General features: G+C 70.6%; 16 protein-coding genes. 12 read left to right on the forward strand and 4 right to left on the reverse strand.

The window, feature by feature from the left end:
- Positions 1–14 precede the first annotated feature (14 nt).
- From ABZS64_RS16865 to gatB, 5 genes are all read left to right on the forward strand, one after another.
- Positions 15–2,132, forward strand: coding sequence for a bifunctional diguanylate cyclase/phosphodiesterase (locus tag ABZS64_RS16865; protein ID WP_355829477.1), 2,118 nt, complete (start codon positions 15–17; stop codon positions 2,130–2,132).
- Positions 2,133–2,262: 130 nt separating this feature from the next.
- Complete coding sequence (gene gatC, locus ABZS64_RS16870) at positions 2,263–2,559, forward strand: Asp-tRNA(Asn)/Glu-tRNA(Gln) amidotransferase subunit GatC (RefSeq protein ID WP_016642027.1); 297 nt, start codon at positions 2,263–2,265, stop codon at positions 2,557–2,559.
- 5 nt (positions 2,560–2,564) lie between these two features.
- Positions 2,565–4,070, forward strand: coding sequence for an Asp-tRNA(Asn)/Glu-tRNA(Gln) amidotransferase subunit GatA (gatA, locus tag ABZS64_RS16875; RefSeq protein ID WP_355829480.1), 1,506 nt, complete (start codon positions 2,565–2,567; stop codon positions 4,068–4,070).
- Between the two features lie 5 nt (positions 4,071–4,075).
- Complete coding sequence (locus ABZS64_RS16880; protein WP_355829639.1) at positions 4,076–4,309, forward strand: hypothetical protein; 234 nt, start codon at positions 4,076–4,078, stop codon at positions 4,307–4,309.
- Between the two features lie 15 nt (positions 4,310–4,324).
- The gene (gatB, locus tag ABZS64_RS16885) at positions 4,325–5,833 is read left to right on the forward strand and encodes an Asp-tRNA(Asn)/Glu-tRNA(Gln) amidotransferase subunit GatB (RefSeq protein ID WP_355829483.1); all 1,509 of its coding nucleotides are present in this window, start codon (positions 4,325–4,327) and stop codon (positions 5,831–5,833) included.
- A 155-nt stretch (positions 5,834–5,988) separates the two neighbouring features.
- Here the strand turns inward: gatB and ABZS64_RS16890 are convergent, their stop codons facing one another.
- Complete coding sequence (locus ABZS64_RS16890) at positions 5,989–6,888, reverse strand: hypothetical protein (RefSeq protein WP_355829486.1); 900 nt, start codon at positions 6,886–6,888, stop codon at positions 5,989–5,991.
- Between the two features lie 114 nt (positions 6,889–7,002).
- Entirely contained in the window at positions 7,003–7,788 is a 786-nt protein-coding gene (locus ABZS64_RS16895) for a heparin lyase I family protein (RefSeq protein WP_355829489.1), read from the reverse strand.
- Positions 7,789–8,012: 224 nt separating this feature from the next.
- Between ABZS64_RS16895 and ABZS64_RS16900 the strand changes: the two genes are divergently transcribed.
- The 7 genes from ABZS64_RS16900 to ABZS64_RS16930 all read left to right on the forward strand — a co-directional run bounded on the left by ABZS64_RS16900 (position 8,013) and on the right by ABZS64_RS16930 (position 17,988).
- Entirely contained in the window at positions 8,013–10,115 is a 2,103-nt protein-coding gene (locus tag ABZS64_RS16900) for a phosphocholine-specific phospholipase C (RefSeq protein WP_355829492.1), read from the forward strand.
- Between the two features lie 201 nt (positions 10,116–10,316).
- Positions 10,317–12,521 carry an MMPL family transporter gene (locus tag ABZS64_RS16905; protein WP_355829495.1) on the forward strand — a complete coding sequence of 735 codons (2,205 nt, stop codon included), beginning with the start codon at positions 10,317–10,319 and terminating at the stop codon, positions 12,519–12,521.
- Between the two features lie 26 nt (positions 12,522–12,547).
- A complete protein-coding gene (locus ABZS64_RS16910) occupies positions 12,548–13,120 on the forward strand; it encodes a GNAT family protein (RefSeq protein WP_355829498.1) in 573 nt (190 codons plus the stop codon).
- A gap of 26 nt (positions 13,121–13,146) precedes the next feature.
- Complete coding sequence (locus ABZS64_RS16915) at positions 13,147–13,695, forward strand: hypothetical protein (RefSeq protein WP_355829500.1); 549 nt, start codon at positions 13,147–13,149, stop codon at positions 13,693–13,695.
- Positions 13,696–13,746: 51 nt separating this feature from the next.
- Positions 13,747–14,529 (forward strand): GNAT family N-acetyltransferase, encoded by a 783-nt coding sequence (locus ABZS64_RS16920; RefSeq protein WP_355829503.1) that lies wholly within the window; start codon positions 13,747–13,749, stop codon positions 14,527–14,529.
- Positions 14,530–14,696: 167 nt separating this feature from the next.
- A complete protein-coding gene (locus ABZS64_RS16925) occupies positions 14,697–14,870 on the forward strand; it encodes a hypothetical protein (RefSeq protein WP_355829506.1) in 174 nt (57 codons plus the stop codon).
- A gap of 19 nt (positions 14,871–14,889) precedes the next feature.
- A complete protein-coding gene (locus ABZS64_RS16930; RefSeq protein ID WP_355829509.1) occupies positions 14,890–17,988 on the forward strand; it encodes an AAA family ATPase in 3,099 nt (1,032 codons plus the stop codon).
- Positions 17,989–18,197: 209 nt separating this feature from the next.
- Here the strand turns inward: ABZS64_RS16930 and ABZS64_RS16935 are convergent, their stop codons facing one another.
- Together ABZS64_RS16935 and ABZS64_RS16940 are read right to left on the reverse strand one after the other, a co-directional pair.
- Entirely contained in the window at positions 18,198–18,410 is a 213-nt protein-coding gene (locus tag ABZS64_RS16935) for a DUF6191 domain-containing protein (RefSeq protein ID WP_355829511.1), read from the reverse strand.
- A 14-nt stretch (positions 18,411–18,424) separates the two neighbouring features.
- Complete coding sequence (locus ABZS64_RS16940) at positions 18,425–19,573, reverse strand: PQQ-dependent sugar dehydrogenase (protein WP_355829514.1); 1,149 nt, start codon at positions 19,571–19,573, stop codon at positions 18,425–18,427.
- Positions 19,574–19,670 lie beyond the last annotated feature (97 nt).

Genomic DNA, 19,670 nt, shown 5'->3' on the forward strand with positions numbered 1-19,670 from the left:
TGAGAGGGACGGGAATGAAACCGACCGAGAGCGCCGCCCCGGTCTCACGGCCGCGTGGATTCGCGGCCCTTGCGGGCATGACACCGGGACTGCCTGTCGCCGCCGTCGTGTGCGCCGCCACCCTGCTCGCCATCGGAATCGTCAGCACCGTACGGGACGGGCAGGCGCTCTTCCCCAGTTCCACGGTGGGCTGGTCGCTCGCCGTCCTCACCGGGATCATCGTCGGCCATCTCGTCGCGCTCGGCCGCGACCGCTGGTGGGGCGGCACCGGCTCCGGCGCCGCCCTCACCCTCGCCGTCCTGCTCCTGTTCGGCTGGGTGCCGGCCGGACTGGTCAGCCTCGCCGTCGTCGCCCTGGTCGGCGCAGCCCGCAGAAACCGCTGGCGCCAGGGCCTGTTGCACGGCTCCGTGGACATTCTCGGGATCGGCGCGGCCGCTCTCGTCCTTGAGCTCTTCGGGGTGGAGCCGAGCGTCGCGGCGCCCTGGGTGCCACTCGACTGGGGTACCGAGGCCGCTCCGGAAGTGGTCCTGGCGGCCACCGCGTATCTCGCGGTCACCCGGCTGCCGCTGTGGTACGTCATGGCGCCCCAGGGCGGCGGCCTGCCCACCGTCGCCCGTACGGCCCTGCTCAGACAGGGTCTTGTCGCGGTCGCGCTGCTCGGCATAGCCCCGCTGATCTGCGTTGTCGCAGCCGCCCTGCCGGTGCTGCTGCCGCTGTTCGCCGTACCGCTGATCGCCCTCGACTCCACGCTGTGGATAGCCCGGGCCAGGGCGGAGGAGCAACTGCGCGACCCGCTGACCGGGCTGCCGAACCGTCAGTGGCTCCTTGAGCGGACCTGGTCCGCCCTCGCGGACGCCGAGGGCAGCGGTGCCCGTTCCGCTCTCGTACTGATCGATCTCGACCGCTTCCGTTCCGTCAATGACACACTCGGCCATCTCGCGGGGGACCGGCTGCTGCTCCAGATAGCCGACCGCCTCAGGCTCGCCCTGCCCAGAGGCGCCGAGGCGGCCCGGCTCGGCGGCGACGAGTTCGCCGTACTGCTCCCGACCGCCGACTCCACCACCAGCGCCCAGCGCGTCGCCCGCCATCTGGTCGCCGAGCTGTCGTCACCCCTCGATCTGGACGGGCTCACCCTCGTCCTGGAGGCGAGCGCGGGCGTCGCCGTCTTCCCCGAGCACGCACTGGACGCCGAAGGGCTGCTGCGGCGGGCGGACGTGGCGATGTACCAGGCGAAGCGGGACCGCACGGGTGTCGAGGTGTACGAGTCCAAGCGGGACAGCAACACCCCCGACCGGCTCGGCCTGCTGGGCGATCTGCGCCGGGCGCTGGACGCCGGCGACGTGGAGCTGCACTACCAGCCCAAGGTCCGCTTCGACGGCCATGTCGCGGGGCTGGAGGCGCTGGTCCGCTGGGTCCACCCGGAGCGCGGCCGGGTCCCTCCGGACGAGTTCATCGCGATCGCCGAGTCCTCGGGCCTGATGCCGCACCTGACGGAGTACGTGCTGGACACGGCCCTCGCCCAGGTCGCCAAATGGCGCGCCCAGGGGCTGAACGTGCCGGTGGCCGTCAATGTCTCCCCCCGCGACGTCCACACCCCCGGCTTCGCCGGATCCGTCGCCGCCCGCCTCGCCCGCCACGGGGTCCCGGCGGGCTCCCTCCAGCTGGAGATAACCGAGCACGTCCTCCTCGAGGACCCGCAGCGCGCCGCCGACACCCTCGCCGGGCTGACAGACCACGGCGTGAAGATGTCCCTCGACGACTTCGGCACCGGCTACTCCTCCCTCGTACATCTGCGCAAACTCCCCGTCAGTGAGCTCAAGATCGACCGCTCCTTCGTGGCCCGGCTCGCCGTCGACACCGAAGACGCCGAGATCGTCCGCTGCACCGTCGACCTGGCCCACTCGCTGGGCCTGCTGGTCGTGGCCGAGGGTGTCGAGGACGACGAGACCTGGGAGCGGCTGCGGGACCTGGGCTGCGATGCCGTCCAGGGCTGGCTGGTCGCGGCCGCGATGCCGCCGCAGGAGACCACCGCCTGGCTGCGGGCCCGCGGCGAGCGCGGCTGGCACCGCGCGGCCGAGCTGCCCGCCGCCGCCTCGGACGCCGACGAGCCGTCCGGCCAGGTCGTTCCCTGATTCGGCGGGGTCCCGGGCAGCACCGAAGTGAGGCCGTGGAGGTCCCGGCCGCATAACCGTTTCGTGGGCAGCGGCCCGTGCCCCATAGGATTGGGCTCAAAACCACACACTCACCCCTGAGGATCGCTGCATGCCTGGCATTACGCGCGAGGAGGTCGCCCACCTCGCCCGGCTGGCGCGTCTGGAGCTGAAGGACGAAGAGCTCGACCACTTCGCCGGACAGCTCGACGACATCATCGGCGCGGTCGCCCGCGTTTCCGAGGTCGCCGACCAAGACGTACCCCCGACCTCCCACCCGCTGCCGCTGACCAATGTCATGCGCGCGGACGAGGTTCGTCCGTCGCTCACCCCCGAGCAGGCGCTCTCCGGCGCCCCGGCCCAGGAGCAGCAGCGTTTCAAGGTGCCGCAGATCCTGGGGGAGGACTAATCACGATGACGGAGAGCAACGTCAACATCATCAGGCTGACGGCCGCCGAGGTCGCCGCGAAGATCGCTTCCGGCGAGTTCACGGCCGTCGAGGTCACCGAGGCGCACCTGGCCCGGATCGACGCCGTCGACGAGAAGGTGCACGCCTTCCTGCACGTCGACCGTGAGGGCGCGCTCGCGCAGGCCCGCGCTGTCGACGCCAAGCGTGCGGCCGGCGAGAAGCTCGGCCCGCTGGCCGGTGTGCCGCTCGCGCTGAAGGACATCTTCACCACCGAGGGCATCCCGACCACGGTCGGCTCCAAGATCCTCGAGGGGTGGATCCCGCCGTACGACGCGACGGTGACCAAGCGGCTCAAGGCCGCGGACGTCGTCATCCTCGGCAAGACCAACATGGACGAGTTCGCCATGGGGTCATCGACCGAGAACAGCGCGTACGGTCCCACAGGCAACCCGTGGGACCTGACCCGTATCCCCGGCGGCTCCGGCGGCGGCTCGTCCGCCGCCCTCGCCTCGTACGAGGCCCCGCTCGCCATCGGCACGGACACCGGCGGCTCGATCCGCCAGCCCGCGGCCGTCACCGGCACGGTCGGCGTCAAGCCCACCTACGGCGGCGTCTCCCGCTACGGCATGGTCGCCTTCTCCTCCTCCCTCGACCAGGGCGGCCCCTGCGCCCGTACGGTCCTGGACGCGGCGCTGCTGCACGAGGTCATCGCCGGTCACGACCCGCTCGACTCGACGTCCATCGACGCCCCGGTCCCGCCGGTCGTCGAGGCCGCCCGCAACGGCAGCGTCGATGGCATGCGCGTCGGCGTCGTCAAGCAGTTCCGCGGCGAGGGCTACCAGGCCGGTGTCGTCCAGCGCTTCGACGAGTCCGTCGAGCTGCTGCGCGGACTGGGGGCCGAGATCGTCGAGCTGGACTGTCCGTCCTTCGACCTGGCGCTCTCCGCGTACTACCTGATCGCGCCGTCCGAGTGCTCCTCGAACCTGGCACGCTTCGACGCCATGCGCTACGGCCTGCGGGTCGGCGACGACGGCACGAAGTCCGCCGAGGAGGTCACCGCGCTCACCCGTGAGGCGGGCTTCGGCGACGAGGTCAAGCGCCGGATCATGCTCGGTACGTACGCGCTCAGCTCCGGCTACTACGACGCGTACTACGGCTCCGCGCAGAAGGTGCGCACGCTCATCACCCGGGACTTCGAGAAGTCCTTCGAGCAGGTCGACGTGATCGTCTCGCCGACCACGCCGACCACCGCCTTCCCGATCGGCGAGCGCGCCGACGACCCGATGGCGATGTATCTCGCGGACCTGTGCACCATCCCGACCAACCTTGCAGGCAACGCCGCGATGTCGCTGCCCTGCGGCCTCGCGCCGGAGGACGGCCTGCCGGTCGGACTGCAGATCATCGCCCCCGCCATGAAGGACGACCGGCTGTACAAGGTCGGCGCGGCCGTCGAGGCGGCCTTCGTGGAAAAGTGGGGACACCCGCTGCTCGAGGAGGCTCCGTCGCTGTGAGTGCCATGACGAAGAAGGCGAAGAACTTCAAGAAGTCCAAGTCCGGTGTGTATCTGTCGCTCGGCACCACCGCCTTCGGTGCCATCAGCGTCGCCAAGCAGGCCAAGATGGCCCGCAAGGACAACGACGTGCTGCGGCTGATCGACGCCGGCATCTCCGCCGCGGCCATCGTCACCGGCCTGGCCATCCTCTACCGGGAGCTCAAGCGCCTCGGTGACGACGACGTCCTGCTGGGCTGAGAAGGAAGTTTCACCGTGACCGTCACTGAACTGGTGTCGTACGAGGACGCCCTCGCCGCCTACGACCCCGTCATGGGCCTCGAGGTCCACGTCGAACTCGGCACCAAGACCAAGATGTTCTGCGGCTGCTCGACCGAGCTGGGCGCCGAGCCCAACTCGCAGACCTGCCCGACCTGTCTCGGCATGCCCGGCTCGCTCCCGGTCGTCAACGCGATCGGCGTCGAGTCGGCCATCAAGATCGGCCTCGCGCTGAACTGCGAGATCGCCGAGTGGTGCCGCTTCGCCCGGAAGAACTACTTCTATCCGGACATGCCGAAGAACTTCCAGACCTCGCAGTACGACGAGCCGATCGCCTTCAACGGCTATCTGGACGTCCAGCTGGAGGACGGCGAGGTCTTCCGCGTGCAGATCGAGCGCGCCCACATGGAGGAGGACACCGGCAAGTCGCTGCACGTCGGCGGCGCCACCGGCCGTATCCACGGCGCGTCCCACTCGCTGCTGGACTACAACCGCGCCGGCATCCCGCTGATCGAGATCGTCACCAAGCCGATCGAGGGCGCGGGGGAGCGTGCGCCGGAGGTCGCCAAGGCGTACGTCGCTGAGCTGCGTGAGCTCATCAAGGCGCTCGGTGTCTCCGAGGCCCGCATGGAGCAGGGCCAGATGCGATGCGACGTGAACCTCTCGCTGCGCCCGCACGGCGTCGAGAAGTTCGGCACGCGCTCCGAGACGAAGAACGTCAACTCGCTTCGCAGCGTGGAGCGTTCTGCCCGCTTCGAGATTCAGCGTCATGCGGCTGTGCTGTCGTCCGGCGGCACGATCATCCAGGAGACCCGCCACTTCCACGAGGAGGACGGCTCCACTACGTCCGGCCGGGTCAAGGAAGAGGCCGAGGACTACCGGTACTTCCCGGAGCCCGACCTGGTCCCTGTCGCGCCTGCGCGCGAGTGGGTCGAGGAGCTCCGTTCCTCGCTTCCCGAACTCCCGCGGGTGCGCCGGAACCGGCTCCGCGAGGAGTGGGGCGTCTCCGAGCACGACATGCAGTCGATCCTCAACGCGGGCGCGGTCGACCTGATCGTCGCCACGATCGACGCGGGCGCCGACGCGGCATCCGCGCGCAAGTGGTGGATGGGCGAGCTGGCTCGCCGCTCCAACGAGGACGGTGTCGAGCTGTCCTCGCTGCCCATCACGCCGGAGCAGGTCGCACGGGTCGCGCAGCTCGTTGCCGCCGGTGAGCTCAACGACAAGCTGGCCCGCCAGGTCATCGAGGGCGTACTCGCGGGCGAGGGCGGCCCGGACGACGTCGTCGAGAAGCGCGGCCTCAAGGTCGTCTCGGACGAGGGCGCGCTCGGCGCGGCGGTCGACGAGGCGATCGCGGGCAACGCGGCGATCGCCGACAAGATCCGCGGAGGCAAGGTCGCGGCGGTCGGCGCCCTGGTGGGAGCGGTCATGAAGACGACCCGCGGCCAGGCCGACGCGGCACGTGTCAAGGAACTGATCCTGCAGAAGCTCGGCGTCGAGGCCTGACCTCGCACATCGCGCAGCGGCAGACCCAGGGGCGGCTCACACCGGACGGTGCGGGCCGCCCCTGGCGTGTGCGCGGTGCGGGCGCCGGACCTCCGGGGCGGCCACGTGCACGGCGTCGACCGCCGGCGGCGTCGCACACCCACCCGCACGCCGCCTCAGTGGCGTATGCCCAGGCCCGGCAGCCACAGTTCGCCGCGGTCCTTGCAACTGACGTCCCGCGCGCGCAGTTCCTCCGGTTCCTTTGTGCCCCGGGCCCGCAGTTCCGTCACCGCCAGGCGGGCCACCGCTGCCACCTCCGGCCGTTCCGGCTCCAGGAAGTCCGTCTGCCACCAGCCGCGGTCGCGGGACTGCCAGCCGCGTGAGCGCATCAGCTGCGCCCGCTCCGGGCTGTCCTCGCCGTCCCGGTCGTCGACCGAGACGTGCAGCCCGTCCTCAAGCGCGTACGAGATCTGCAGCTGGCGGCCGCGGTCCGCCCCGCTGGTCACGCTGAAGCTCGCCCAGTCGTCCCCGACCTGCACCGAAAGCTGCTCGACCCAGGCCGTGAGCAGCAACTCCAGTGCGCTCTGGAACTGTTCGAGGCTGGATGCCATCCGCCCGCCGGGCCGCTCGATGGGGCGAACGCCCGGACCGCTGCGGTCCAGCTGCCAGACGTACGGCAGGAAGGCGAAGTCGTGCGGCTCGTCGGCCGACCAGGCGCCGCCCCATTCGAAGGTCCGCCGCTCGTCGTTCTCCAAGGTGTCCGTGTCGTGGACCGACAGCTGCGCGCGGTGGCGGGTGCCCGCGAGCAGCACCACCCTTCTGCCGTCCCGCCAGCGGATGTTGGGGCCTTCCGCCGAGCCGCCGTAGAGCGTGGGCTCCCCGATCCGGGCCACTATCGCGGCGTACACCTCCCGGAAGGCCTCCCGCCGGTCGCGCAGCGAGGCCCCCGGGTCGTAGGCCAGCACCGGAACCGGGGCGCGGCCGAAGTACGGATCGGGTGTGTCATGGAGGGTGAGGGCGAACTCCGCGGCGTCGCCCGGCCAAAGGATCGGCTGGTTGGTCCCCGTGTTTTCCATGTCACCCATCGTGCCAGCCGCGACTGACAACGTTGGCCGCACGCATGGTGATTTACGGTCCCGGAACGGCCCTGGTACGGGTAACGGCCGGTAACGCCCAGCGGTCGGCCGCCGTCACCAGTTGGCGGGCTCGGCGAGGGCGTAGGAGGACGCGATCCGGGCATGGTCGTGGAAGACCGAGAGCACCCTGGGCCCGGTGGGCCGGCTCTCGCGCCAGCCGGTGCAGTAGATCCCCGACGACCACCGGATCGAGTTCGACGTCTTCGGCAGGACCTTGACGCCCGTCCTGCTCACCTTCTTCGTGCCGTTGACCCAGATCTCGATCGCGCCGTTCGTCTCCGAGAACTTCAGCCGGGTGACGATACGGATCCAGGTGCCGCGCAGGCTCGTGATCTTGCCGATCGTCCCGCTGAAGCCGCCCGAACCTCCGTACCTCAGCTCGTCGTTCTGGATGAACATGAGCTCCCAGGGGCCGGAGGGATTCTCCGGCGACCACTGCTGGAACGTCACGTTCTGGTTGTGGAACTGCCAGTTGGGCGCGACGTAGACCGCCTGGCCGTAATAGCGGTCCTGGCCGACGACCTGTGTGCCGGACTGGACCGTCTCGGAGTGGTAGCCGCCGCCTTCGTCGAGGTAGGTCTGCTTCGCCTCGATCGCGGACCCGCCCTTGTAGACGGGGCTGCCGACGTTCCGTAGAACGCCTTTCTTCTGGGGCTTCTGCGGGTAGTTGGCCCAGCCTTCGACCGTGCCGGTGTCCTGGAAGAACACACCGGCCGGCAGGGCGCGAGCCGCGGATGTGCCGGACGCCGTCGCATGGACGGGCTCGGCGACCGCGAGCCCGCCCACCAGTGCGGCCGTCGCAGCCGCGGCGCACAGCGCCTTGATGCGTGTCCTCAACATGCGATCACTCCTTCATCCGCGCCAGGCTTGGTCTAGACCTAGCGGCAACGTAGCGAGGGGTGACTGTCATGTCCAGGCCAGAAATCGGCCGCGGCCCGGGACCGCGCGGCTTGGACTCTTCTCACGGATTCTTGGACGTTCACCGATGCGCCGTCCCTGGGACTTCCTCATGTCATCCGCCCTCACTACGTTCCGGGCGGTAACAGCGGAATCGGGAGGATCATTTGACCACGGACATGTCACGGCGGCGTCTGCTCGCACTCGGGGGAGGCGCACTCGGCGCCGCGGCGGCCGGGTCGCTGCTGCCCCCGTCCCTCCAGGCCGCGCTCGCCGCCGAGCCCGCGCCGGGCGGACTGCACGCCGTCAAGCACGTCGTGATCCTCATGCAGGAGAACCGGTCCTTCGACCACTACTTCGGCACCCTGCGCGGTGTGCGCGGCTTCGGTGACCGCAACGCCGTCGAACTCCCCTCCGGCAGGCCCGTCTTCGAGCAGCCAGGACCGCTCGGCAGCACTGTGCTGCCCTTCCCCGTCCGGGGAGCCGCCGAGACGCAGAAGAAGGACCTCCAGTACATCGGCGCCCTGGACCACTCCTGGAGCGGCGGAGCCAAGGCCTGGGCCGGCGGCTGGATGAACAACTGGGTGTCCGCCAAGTCGGCCGCCACCATGGCGTACTACGACCGCCGGGACATTCCGCTGCACTACGAGCTCGCGGACACCTTCACCATCTGCGACGCGTATCACTCCTCGATCCATACGTCGACGAGCCCGAACCGCAACCACCTGTGGAGCGGGAAGACCGGCTTCGAGGCGAACGGCAAGCGGGCCGTCGGCAACGACGCCTACGACGAGGGCACCCATCCCGGCTACGACTGGGGCACCTACGCGGAGCGGCTGGAGAAGGCCGGGCGGAGCTGGAAGACGTACACCGAGTGGGAGAACTTCACCGACAACCAGATCGAGTTCTTCACCACCTTCAAGGCGATCGCCCGCAAGGCGCTGGCCAGGACCGGCGGCCACACGTTCATGGAGTCGTTCTACGCGGCCGTCCGTGACACCCAGGACACCACCGAGCGCGACCGCCTGCTCGGCCTGCTCGAGGAAGGGGTCGCCGGGCTCACCACGGCCGAGCGAAGCCTGTTCGAGCGCGGGCTGCGGCGTGTGCCCACCGGCACGCTCGCCGCGGAGTTCGCCAAGGACGTTGCGGCGGGGACGCTGCCCGCGGTCTCCTACCTGGTTCCCTCCGCGATCGACTCCGAGCATCCGAGCGTCTCCTCGCCCATCCACAGTGCGACGATCGTCTACAAGGTGCTCGACGCCCTCGGCTCGCACCCCGACGTCTGGCGGCACACCGTCGTCCTGATCAACTACGACGAGAACGACGGCTTCTTCGACCATGTCCCGCCGCCGGTCGCGCCGCCCGAGGTCACCGACGAGCAGTGGGACGGCAAGCCCACCGGGCTCGGCGCCCGCGTGCCGATGCTGGTCGTCTCGCCCTGGTCGGTCGGCGGCCATGTCTGCTCCGAGGTCTTCGACCACACCTCCGTGATCAGGCTCCTGGAGAAGTGGACCGGCATCGAGGAGCCCAATATCAGCCCCTGGCGGCGCGCCGTCACCGGCGATCTGACCTCTGCCTTCGACTTCCGGCGTGGCCGGCCGCAGCCCGATGTGGACCAGCCGGGTGCGATCCCGCCGTTCACCGGGCGCTGGCGGCCCCTGCCGCCGCTGGTGCAGCACATGCCCGTACAGGAGGAGGGGACCAGGCCCGCGCGGCCGCTGCCGTACCAGGCCGACGCGCACGGCAAGGTCACGGGCGGCGGCAAGGTCTTCACGGTCGCCCTCAGCAACAGCGGCCGGTCGAGCGCGCACTTCGCGCTCTATCCGTATGCCGGTGAGTTCCCCCTGCCGCAGCACAAGGACGTAAGGGGCAGGGCGCAGTGGTCGGTACCCCTTACCCAGGACGCCTACCGCTTCACGATCACCGGGCCGAACGGTTTCCGCCGTGAGTTCGCGGGCAGCGTGGGTGGCGGAGCCGCGGTCTCCTCGGCCGTCGACCACCGCGACCGCGATCTCCACCTCACCCTGCGCAACGGGAGCAGCAAGCCGGTCACCTTCACGATCCGGCCGCTCGCCTACGTCGACGAGGCCGACCTCGAGGACTGGACCCGGACCGTCACGGTGAAGCCGGGCCGCAGCCGCAGCGTCGTCCACTCGGCCGCCGATGCGCACGGCTGGTACGACATCGAGGTGACCGCTGACCGCGAAGCCGGCTTCCGTCGCCGTTTGATGGGTCACATAGAGAACGGGCGAGCGAGCGTCTCAGGCTGACGGAAGATCTACGAGACCGCAGGTGAACGGGGGTCCGGGAGCTGAATCCGGGCCCCCGTTCACTGCTGTGAGGAAGGCCACGAAAGGGGCAAAGGATCACGTTCTGCTGCGAGAGTGTCCCTTCGTAGGTTTCGTAGGTCATGAGTTCTTTGCGGGCTGTTCCCGATCAAAGATCCACGAACCACCCAGGGAGCAAGTCCGTTGGCAGCAATCGCCCGGTGGTGCGTCACGCACCGACTCGTAGCCGTCGCTCTCTGGCTTCTCGCTTTCGTCGGCATCGCAGCCGCCGCGGGCGTCGCGGGCACCGCCTACTCCAACGACTACGAAGTCCCGGGCACCGAGTCCGGCCGTGCCACCGCCCTCCTGCAGGAAGGCTTCCACGGCCAGGGCGGCGACAGCGACACCATCGTCTGGCACACGGACACCGGCAGCGTCCGCGCCGAAGGCGTCCGGCAGCCCGTCTCCCAGATGCTCGACAAGGTCGCCAAGCTCGACGGGGTCGCCTCCGTCACCAGCCCGTACGGCAACGAAGGCATCGGCCAGACCAGCGGGGACGGGCACACCGCCTACGCCACCGTCACCTTCGACCAGCAGGCCGACACCATCCCCAAGGCGCAGGCCGAGGCGGTCGTCGCCACCGCGAAGGCCGCCGAGACCGATGTGCTCCAGGTCGAGCTGGGGGGCAGCGCCATAGCGCTGAGCGAGGGGTCGAGTGGGCATGTGGCCGAGATCGTCGGCGTGGTCGTCGCCGCCGTCGTCCTCTTCCTCGCCTTCGGCTCGCTCGCCGCCAGCCTGCTCCCCATCGCCACCGCGCTGGTCTCCGTCGGCACCGCCTTTGCGGGCATCGTGCTGCTCGGACACGTGATGACCGTCGCCGACTTCGCGCCGATGCTCGGCATGCTGATCGGGCTCGGCGTCGGCATCGACTACGCGCTGTTCATCGTGACCAGACACCGCAAGGGGCTGCGACGCGGACTGCCGGTGGCCCAAGCGGCCCGGGAGGCCGTCGCCACCACCGGCCGCGCGGTCGTCTTCGCAGGTGCCACCGTGTGCATCGCGCTGCTCGGCATGCTCATCCTGCGGCTCAGCTTCCTCAACGGCGTCGCGATCGCGGCCTGTCTGACCGTCGTCCTCACCGTGGCGGCGTCCGTGACCCTGCTGCCCGCGCTGCTGTCCTTCATCGGCATGCGGGCGCTCAGCGGGCGCGAACGGCGCCGGCTCGTCGAACACGGCCCGCGGCCCGAGCTGCCGACCGGCTTCGCCGCCCGCTGGTCCGCCTTCGTCGAGCGCCATCCCAAACTGCTCGGAGCAGTCGCCGCGGTGGTCATGCTGGTGCTGGCCCTGCCGACGTTCTCGCTCCACCTCGGCACGTCCGACCAGGGCAACGGCCCCTCCACCTCCACCACCCGCCAGGCGTACGACCGGCTCGCCGAGGGCTTCGGGCCCGGCGTCAACGGACCCCTCACCCTCGTCGCCCACCTCGACGGCGCGGACGACCGGCTGGCGATGGACAAACTGCCCGACGCCCTGCGCGGCGCCAACGCCATCGAATCCGTCGGCCCGGTGACGTACAACGGCAGCGGCGACACGGCGGTGCTCACCGTCGTACCGGACTCGGCCCCACAGTCGAAGGCGACCAGCGAACTCGTCGACCGGCTGCGCGACGACGTCCTGCCCTCCGCGTCGGACGGAACATCCCTCCAGGTCCATGTCGGCGGCGTGACGGCGAGCTACGACGACTTCGCCGAGATCATCGTGGGCAAACTCCCCCTCTTCGTCGGCGTCGTCATCGCCCTCGGCTGTCTGCTACTGCTGCTCGCCTTCCGCTCGATCGGCATCCCGCTCAAGGCCGCCCTGATGAACGTGGCCGCCGTCGCCTCCTCCTTCGGGATCGTCGTCGCGATCTTCCAGTGGGGCTGGGGCAGCGAACTGCTCGGACTCGGCAGGGCGGGCCCGATCGAGCCCTTCCTGCCGGTCATCATGGTCTCGGTGCTCTTCGGGCTCTCCATGGACTACCAGGTGTTCCTGGTCAGCAGGATGTACGAGGAGTGGCTGGAGACCGGCGACAACCGCCGGGCGGTACGGGTCGGGCTCGCCGAGACCAGCCGCGTGATCAACTCCGCGGCCGTGATCATGATCTCGGTCTTCCTCGCCTTCGTCCTCAGCGGCGACCGGGTCATCGCGATGTTCGGCATAGCGCTCGCGGCGGCGGTCGCGCTGGACGCGTTCGTGCTGCGTACGCTCCTGGTTCCCGCGCTCATGCACATGCTGGGCGGCGCGAACTGGTGGCTGCCGCGCTGGCTCGACCGCCGGCTGCCGCGTATCAGCATCGAACCGCCCGAGTGCCGTGTGCATGCGAAGATCCCTGGGCAGCGCGCGAGCGAGGACGGACAGCTCGTGCCGTAGAGGCGTAAACGGGCCGGAGGACAACGATGTTCGCGATATCCCTGGGCGACGACGGAGCCGAACTGCGCCCCCTTGAGCCGTGGCGGGCCGAGGAGTTCCTCGCCCACATCGACCGCGGACGGGAGTTCATCGGCCAGTACATCGGGCTCGCCGCGGCCGCGCACGATCTCGAGTCGGCGCGCGGCTTCCTGCAGTCGTACGCGGAGAAGCAGGCCGCGGACGGCGGGCGGATCTACGGGATCTGGCTGGACGGAACCCTCGTCGGAGGGGTGCTCTTCCGGGTCTTCGACACGGCTCTGGAGTACTGCGAGGTCGGCTGCTGGCTGGAGCCGTCGGGGGCGGGCCGCGGTCTGGTCACCCGGGCCATCCGGGTGCTGATCGACTGGGCGGTTCTGGAGCGGGGGATGCACCGCGTCGAGTGGATGGCCTCCGCCGCGAACGCGGCGAGCATCAACGTCGCGAAGCGACTGGGGATGACACGGGACGGTGTGCTGCGGGAGGCCTATCCGTACCGGGGTGTACGGCACGACATGGAGGTCTGGTCGATGCTGGCTCCGGAGTGGCGGGAGCTGCGGGCGGCGGAGGCCTCCCGTCGTTAAGGGGACTCTCAGACAGGCGGCCTAGCGTGCGGCGCATGAACCCCACGGAGACCGAAGAGACCACCGATACGACCGAGCCGACCGAGGCGAAGACGGTGAAGGACGAGGGCGTCGAGCCGGTCGGGACCGACGCCGAGGCCGAAGCCACGGATGCCGAGGGCGTGGACGAGGCCGACGCCGAGGAGACGCCTCGCGCATCGTCCGGCCTCGGAGCCGCCGCCGCGGGCATCGTGGCCGCCGGTCTCGGTGTCGTAAGCCTCAGCGGCACCTGGGTCGGGAAGGTCGCCTCCGAGCGACAGACCCTGATCGGCCAGATCAAGACCTCGCAGGGCGGCACCCCTGCCCAGCAGATCTCCGCGGTCTACGGCGACGCCTGGCACACCACCGCCCTGGTCAACGGCATCTTCGCGCTGCTCGCCCTGATCGTCGGCGTGGCCGTGCTCGCCTGGCCGCAGAAGACGGGCTGGGTGCGCGCCTTCGCCGTGGCCGGAGTCGTACTCGGCGTCCTGGGAATGATCGTCTCCGCCGGTATGTACTTCGACTTCTTCCTGTCGCTGCCCACCACCGGCTCCTAGGGCCCCGGAAACTCGTTGGTGCGTCCATCCGCCCGGTGCTGCAATGAGCGGATGGATCACGAAGCTGTGCTCACCCTGTTCGACCGGCGGATGCGACAGCACACACAAGGCGGCGAACGGAACGGCGACGTGGTGCGGCAGGCCGGCGCCGACGGCGACTGGAACGGCGTCGTCTGGTCCGGCCTGGACACCGCCACGGCCGACGCCGCGATCGCCGAGCAGGTGCGGTACTTCACCGGCCTCGGGCGGGACTTCGAGTGGAAGCTGTACGCGTACGACCGCCCCGGTGACCTCGGCACCCGGCTGAAGGCCGCGGGCTTCACGCCCGAGCCCGAAGAGACGCTGATGGTGGCCGAGATCGCCGATCTGCCCCTCGCCGCCGATCTGCCCGAGGGCATCGAGCTGCACCCGGTGACCGACCCGGCGGGCGTGGACCTGATGGCGGACGTGCAGAGGCAGGCCTTCGGCACGAGCAGCACGCGGTACAGGGATCAGATGCTCGCGCAGCTGGCCCAGACCCCGGACACGCTCAGCATGGTCATCGCAATGGCAGGTGACCTGCCGGTGTGCGCGGCGCGGATGGAATTGCACCCGGGCACCGAGTTCGCCAGTCTCTGGGGCGGCGGCACCGTGCCCGCCTGGCGGGGCCGCGGCATCTACCGGGCGCTGATCGCCCACCGGGCCCGTATCGCCGCCGCGAGCGGCTACCGCTTCCTCCAGGTCGACGCCTCCAGCCAGAGCCGCCCCATCCTGCAGCGGCTCGGCTTCGCCGCGCTGAGCACCACCACTCCCTACGTCTACGAGACGGCGACGAGCCCCCGGCCCGAGGCCTAAGGCCCTCGTCGGCAGGGGCCTTAGGGCGCGGGCGCAGCTGTCGAGGCGCGTCTAAGGACCCCGCCCCCGCCAAGATGCGGAACTCTCCCGATGTGGCGGACCCCCCTGGGAAACGACAGTTGAGGCATCGCAAGACGCCGAGACAACTCGCAACCAGGGAGTACGACATGTTCGAGTACAAGATGCACGAGCTGCGGCTGGCCGATCTGCTGCGTGAGGCCGAGGCCGAGCGCCTCGCACGCCAGGTGCGTAAGGCCCGCCGTGCCGCCAGGCGGTCCGCCAAGGACGCCGGGGAGGGCCGGGTGAGTCACGAGAGTTCCCGCTACGAGCGCGCCGCGTGATGTGGCGAGACCGCGCGTGATGACTGTTGTACCGATCAAGGGTGCCGCGTTGTCAGAGGGCTGTGCGATGCTCGGCGACGTGGAGACCAGGTCCGTCAGCCCGGTGTTCGTCGGCCGCGCCGGTGAACTGACCGCGCTCAATGATGCGCTCGCCCGCGCCGCCGGTGGCACTGCGGGCGAGCCGCAGGCGTTGCTCATCGGCGGTGAGGCCGGGGTCGGCAAGACCCGGCTCGTCGAGGAGCTGCTCACCGAGGCGTGCCACAGCCAGGCCGTCGTCGCAGTCGGAGGCTGTGTCGAGATCGGCGCCGACGGGCTACCGTTCGCGCCCTTCTCGACCGCCCTGCGCGCGCTCCACCGTCAGCTGCCCAAGGAGCTGGCGGCGGCCGCGGCCGGGCAGGAGGACGAACTGGCGCGGCTGCTGCCCGAGCTGGGGGAGACCACGGTCGCCCACAGCCGGCACGACGAAGAGAGCATGGCCCGCCTCTTCGAGCTCACCGCGCGGCTGCTTGAGCGCGTCGCCGCGGACCGCACGGTCGTCCTCGTCCTGGAGGACATGCACTGGGCCGACGCCTCCACCCGCCATCTGCTCGCCTATCTCTTCCGCACACTGCGCCGTGGCCGGCTCGTCGTGATCGCGACCTATCGCTCCGACGATGTCCACCGGCGCCATCCGCTGCGGCCCTTCCTCGCCGAGCTCGACCGGATGCGCACCGTGCAGCGCATCGAGCTGACCCGTTTCAACCGCGGCGAGGTGCACCGGCAGATGGCCGGAATCCTGGCCACCGAGCCCGAACCGGCCATGGTGGACCGGGTTTTCGAGCGCTCGGACGGCAACGCCTTCTTCGTCGAGGAGCTCGCCTGCAGCATCGCCGGGGACTGCCTCACCGGCCTGTCGGACTCCCTGCGCGACATCCTTCTCGTACGGATCGAGGCACTACCCGAGGACGCCCAGCGCGTCGCGCGGATCGTCGCCGAGGGCGGCTCGACCGTGGAGTACGGACTGCTGCTCGCCGTCGTCCGGCTGGGCGAGGACGACCTCATCGAGGCGCTGCGGGCCGCGGTCGGCGCGAACATCCTGCTGGCCACGCCCGACGGGGACGGCTACCGCTTCCGGCACTCCCTCGCGCGCGAGGCCGTCAGCGACGACCTGCTGCCCGGCGAGCGCTCCCGGCTCAACCGGAGGTACGCCGAGGCGCTGGAGGCCGATCCCTCCCTCGTACGGGACGAGGAGCGGGCCACGCGGCTCGCCAGCTACTGGTACCGGGCGAACGACGCCGCGAAGGCCCTTCCCGCCGTGCTCGGCGCCTCGGTCGAGGCCCGGCGGCGGCACGCGTACTCCGAGCAACTGCGGCTGCTGGAGCGGGCGATGGAGCTCTGGGACGGCGCACCGGACGAGGTGCGCGCGGCGCTGCGGCCCGTCGACTACGCGGAGGCGTACCCACCCTGCGGCTGCGATCCCGCCACCACACCGCTGCGCTTCCTCGACCTGATGGCGGAGGCGTCCGTCGCGGGGCGGCTGAGCGGTGAACGCGAACGCGCGCTGAAGATCACCAAGCGCGGACAGCGGCTGGCGCAGGCCGAGGACGACCCGCTGCGTACCGCCTGGTTCACCGTCCAGCGCTCCCTGTTGGTCTCCTCGCTGGGCCGCGGCGACGGCTGGGCGGAGCTCGCGGAAGCGCAGGAACTGGTGCGCGGACTGCCGCCGACAGCCGTCCACGCGGAGGTGCTCACTGAGGCAGCGGCCTGGGGCATGGTGCACGATCCCGGGCCGGGGAGCCTCGCGACCGCCGAGCGCGCCGTGGAGTACGCGCGCATGGTCGGCAAGGAGGACAACGAACTGCGTGCCCGCCTCATCCTCGGCAGCCTCATGGTCGACGCGGGCCATGTCGACGACGGGCTCGCGCAGATGTACGCGGTCAAGGATCGGGTCGTCGCCCTCGACCTGCCCTCACTCGTGGGGCGCACCCATGTGAATCTGCCGTCCGTGCTGGAGGGGATAGGCCGCTCACGGGATGCGATGGACATCCTTGCCGAGGGTGTCGAACTCTCGCGCAAGTACGGCCTGTCGGACACCGAGGCGTGGGTTCTGAACAACCTGGCCGAGTCGTACCAGTCGCTGGGGCGCTGGGACGAGACGGCCGAGGCGGCGGACCGGGCGGCGAGGATCGCGCTGAGTCCCAAGCCGCGGGGGTACGCCGCGTTCAGATCCGCCGGCCTGGCCCTGGCGCGGGGCGATGCGGGGAAGGCGGCCGCGTATCTGGAGGCGGCGCGCAAGCACTTCGGGCCCCATGACCCGATGCCGCAGAGCTCCATACCGCTGCACACGCTGACGCTGAGCATCGCGGCGGCGCAGGGGCATGTGCTGGACGCGCGGGCCGAGTTCGAGCGGGCCGCGACGGCGGGCTTCCCGCCGGGCACCCAGCGGTACGGCTGGCCGCTGCTGCGGGCCGCGGCGGCGCTGGAGGCGGACACACGGGGGCTGCCCGCCGCGGAGCCCGGTCGGGCCGAGGCGCTGGACCGGATCCGCCAGGCGGCCAGGACCCTGGTCACGGCGGTGCCCCTGTGGATCGCCCACGAGCGCTGGACCCGTGCGGAACTGCTGCGCGCCGCCGGCGAGGACACGGCCGCCGACTGGGCCGAGGCGGCGACGGCCTTCGAGGCGCTGGAGCGGCCTTACGACCTGGCGCAGGTCCGCCACCGCTGGGCGGAAGCGCTGCTGCAGTCGGACCGCGTGAAGGCCACGGATCTGCTTCGCCGGGCTGCGGCGACGGCCCGCTCGCTCGGGGCGCGCCCGCTGTCCGAGGACATCGCCCTGCTCGCCCAGCGGGCCCGTGTCTCCCTCACGGACGAGCCGTCCCCGCCGGCCGCCGCGTTGCCGCCGGGGCCGGCGCTGGGGCTGACGCGGCGCGAGGAGGACGTCCTGCGCCTCGTCGCGGTGGGCCGCAGCAACCGGCAGATCGCCGAGGAGCTCTTCATCTCGCCGAAGACGGCGAGCGTCCATGTCTCCAACATCCTGGCCAAGCTGGGTGTCTCGGGCCGCGGCGAGGCGGCGGCGCTGGCGCACCGCTTGCGCCTCTTCCCGTCGGCGGGGGAGCCGAGCCCGGCGGCTTCGGCGTGACGGTTGGGGGGCGGGGGTGGGGGCGGGATACGCCTCCGGGCGCACGCCTTGCGCCTGGGTGCCGCCTGCCGGGTGCCTGCGGTGCTTTCCCCCACCCCGCCCCTTCCCGTAACCGGGGCTCCGCCCCGGACCCCGGACGCCGTTCGGGCGTGTCCTCAAACGCCGGACGCTGAAGTACAGCCCCGCCGGCGGACGGGCCGAACCCGCCGTCAGGCGGCCGGGCGGTCCCCTGGGCCAGGGGCGGGCCCAGACGCACCGTCGGGCTTCCGGGGCCGCATCGTCACCTTGCCCGAGGTCAGGTCTATCGGGCCGCGGGCAGGGTCACTGTCGCCGATGTCGAAACGCGTCAGCGCCAGGCGGTTGTGTTCCTCCTCGGTGTGCTTGCGGCCCGGTGCGAAGAACTCCTCGAAGACGTTGAACACAAGCCGTTCACCTCCTACTTCACCTCCAGCTGGAGGATCTTGTCGTCCCCCGGCTCGGGTGTGCCCCGGGTGTCCGTCTCGCTCGTCACGAGCCAGAGCTTCGCGCCACCCGCCGAGAGAACCGTGCGCAGTCGGCCGTACTTCCCGTTCAGGAACGACTGGGGCTGCGCCGAAGGTTCCGCGCCCGCCAGCGGGATGCGCCAGAGCCGCTCGCCCCTCAGCGATGCCATCCAGATCGAGCCCTCGGCGTACGCGATGCCGCTCGGTGACGCGTCCGCCGTCCTCCACTGGGCCACCGGGTCCACGAAGCCGGGCTTGCCGCCCTTGCCCTCCACCTCCGGCCAGCCGTAGTTCTTGCCCGGCTCGATCAGATTGAGCTCGTCCCAGGTGTTCTGCCCGAACTCCGCTGCCCACAGGCGCTTGTCGGAGTCCCAGGCGAGTCCCTGCACATTGCGGTGACCCCAGGAGTAGACGATGGAATCGGCCTCGGGATTGCCGTGCACCGGCTGGCCGTCCGGGGTCATCCGCAGGATCTTGCCGCCCAGCGACTTCTTGTCCTGGGCGAGCCCCCCGTCACCTGTCTCGCCCGTCCCCGCGTAGAGCATCTTGTCCGGGCCGAACGCGATCCGCCCGCCGTTGTGGATGCTGCCCTTGGGGATGCCCCTCAAGATCGTGTCCGGCGCGCCCAGTTGCTGATCGGCCGGTTTCTGGTCGTCGTACAGCATGCGGGCGATGCGGTTGTCCGACGCGGTGGTGAAGTACGCGTACACCTGGTGGTCCGAGGCGAACGACGGGGAGACGGCCAGCCCCAGCAGCCCGCCCTCGCCGCCCGGTGAGACCCCTGGCACCGAGCCGATCTGGGTCTTCTTGCCGGTCTCGACGTCGACCCGGGTGATCGTCCCCTCGTCGCGCGAGGCGACGAGCAGATCGCCCTCGGGCAGCGCGGCGACGCCCCATGGCGACTTCAGGCCCTCGGTCAGGGTGGACACCACCTTCACCGAACCCTTTGCGGGCGGGCCCGTGGGGCTTGGCGAGCCGACCGCTCCGGACGAGGAGGCGGCCGGGGCCGAGGCCGACCCCGTCCGACCCGCCGGCGTCTTGTCGTCACCGGACGAGCACCCGGCTACGAGCAGAAGCACGGCAGTGGCCAACACGGCCGTCACAGCAGGACGTTGCACAGTTCTGATCCCTTCGACGGCTGCTTGAGCTGCCTGACTACTGTTCTTACACCGCAGACGCCGCGCAGGTTCCCGATCACCG

The organism is Streptomyces sp. NPDC005408, from assembly GCF_040606445.1.
In the GTDB taxonomy this organism is placed as follows: Bacteria; Actinomycetota; Actinomycetes; order Streptomycetales; family Streptomycetaceae; genus Streptomyces.

Excerpts from the sequence above, each read along its gene's own strand:
- ABZS64_RS16865 (WP_355829477.1), top strand. The coding sequence starts at position 15 with ATGAAACCGACCGAGAGCGCCGCCCCGGTCTCACGGCCGCGTGGATTC.
- gatC (WP_016642027.1), top strand. The coding sequence starts at position 2,263 with ATGCCTGGCATTACGCGCGAGGAGGTCGCCCACCTCGCCCGGCTGGCG.
- gatA (WP_355829480.1), top strand. The coding sequence starts at position 2,565 with ATGACGGAGAGCAACGTCAACATCATCAGGCTGACGGCCGCCGAGGTC.
- ABZS64_RS16880 (WP_355829639.1), top strand. The coding sequence starts at position 4,076 with ATGACGAAGAAGGCGAAGAACTTCAAGAAGTCCAAGTCCGGTGTGTAT.
- ABZS64_RS16890 (WP_355829486.1), bottom strand. The coding sequence starts at position 6,888 with ATGGAAAACACGGGGACCAACCAGCCGATCCTTTGGCCGGGCGACGCC.
- ABZS64_RS16895 (WP_355829489.1), bottom strand. The coding sequence starts at position 7,788 with ATGTTGAGGACACGCATCAAGGCGCTGTGCGCCGCGGCTGCGACGGCC.
- ABZS64_RS16910 (WP_355829498.1), top strand. The coding sequence starts at position 12,548 with ATGTTCGCGATATCCCTGGGCGACGACGGAGCCGAACTGCGCCCCCTT.
- ABZS64_RS16920 (WP_355829503.1), top strand. The coding sequence starts at position 13,747 with ATGGATCACGAAGCTGTGCTCACCCTGTTCGACCGGCGGATGCGACAG.
- ABZS64_RS16925 (WP_355829506.1), top strand. The coding sequence starts at position 14,697 with ATGTTCGAGTACAAGATGCACGAGCTGCGGCTGGCCGATCTGCTGCGT.
- ABZS64_RS16930 (WP_355829509.1), top strand. The coding sequence starts at position 14,890 with ATGACTGTTGTACCGATCAAGGGTGCCGCGTTGTCAGAGGGCTGTGCG.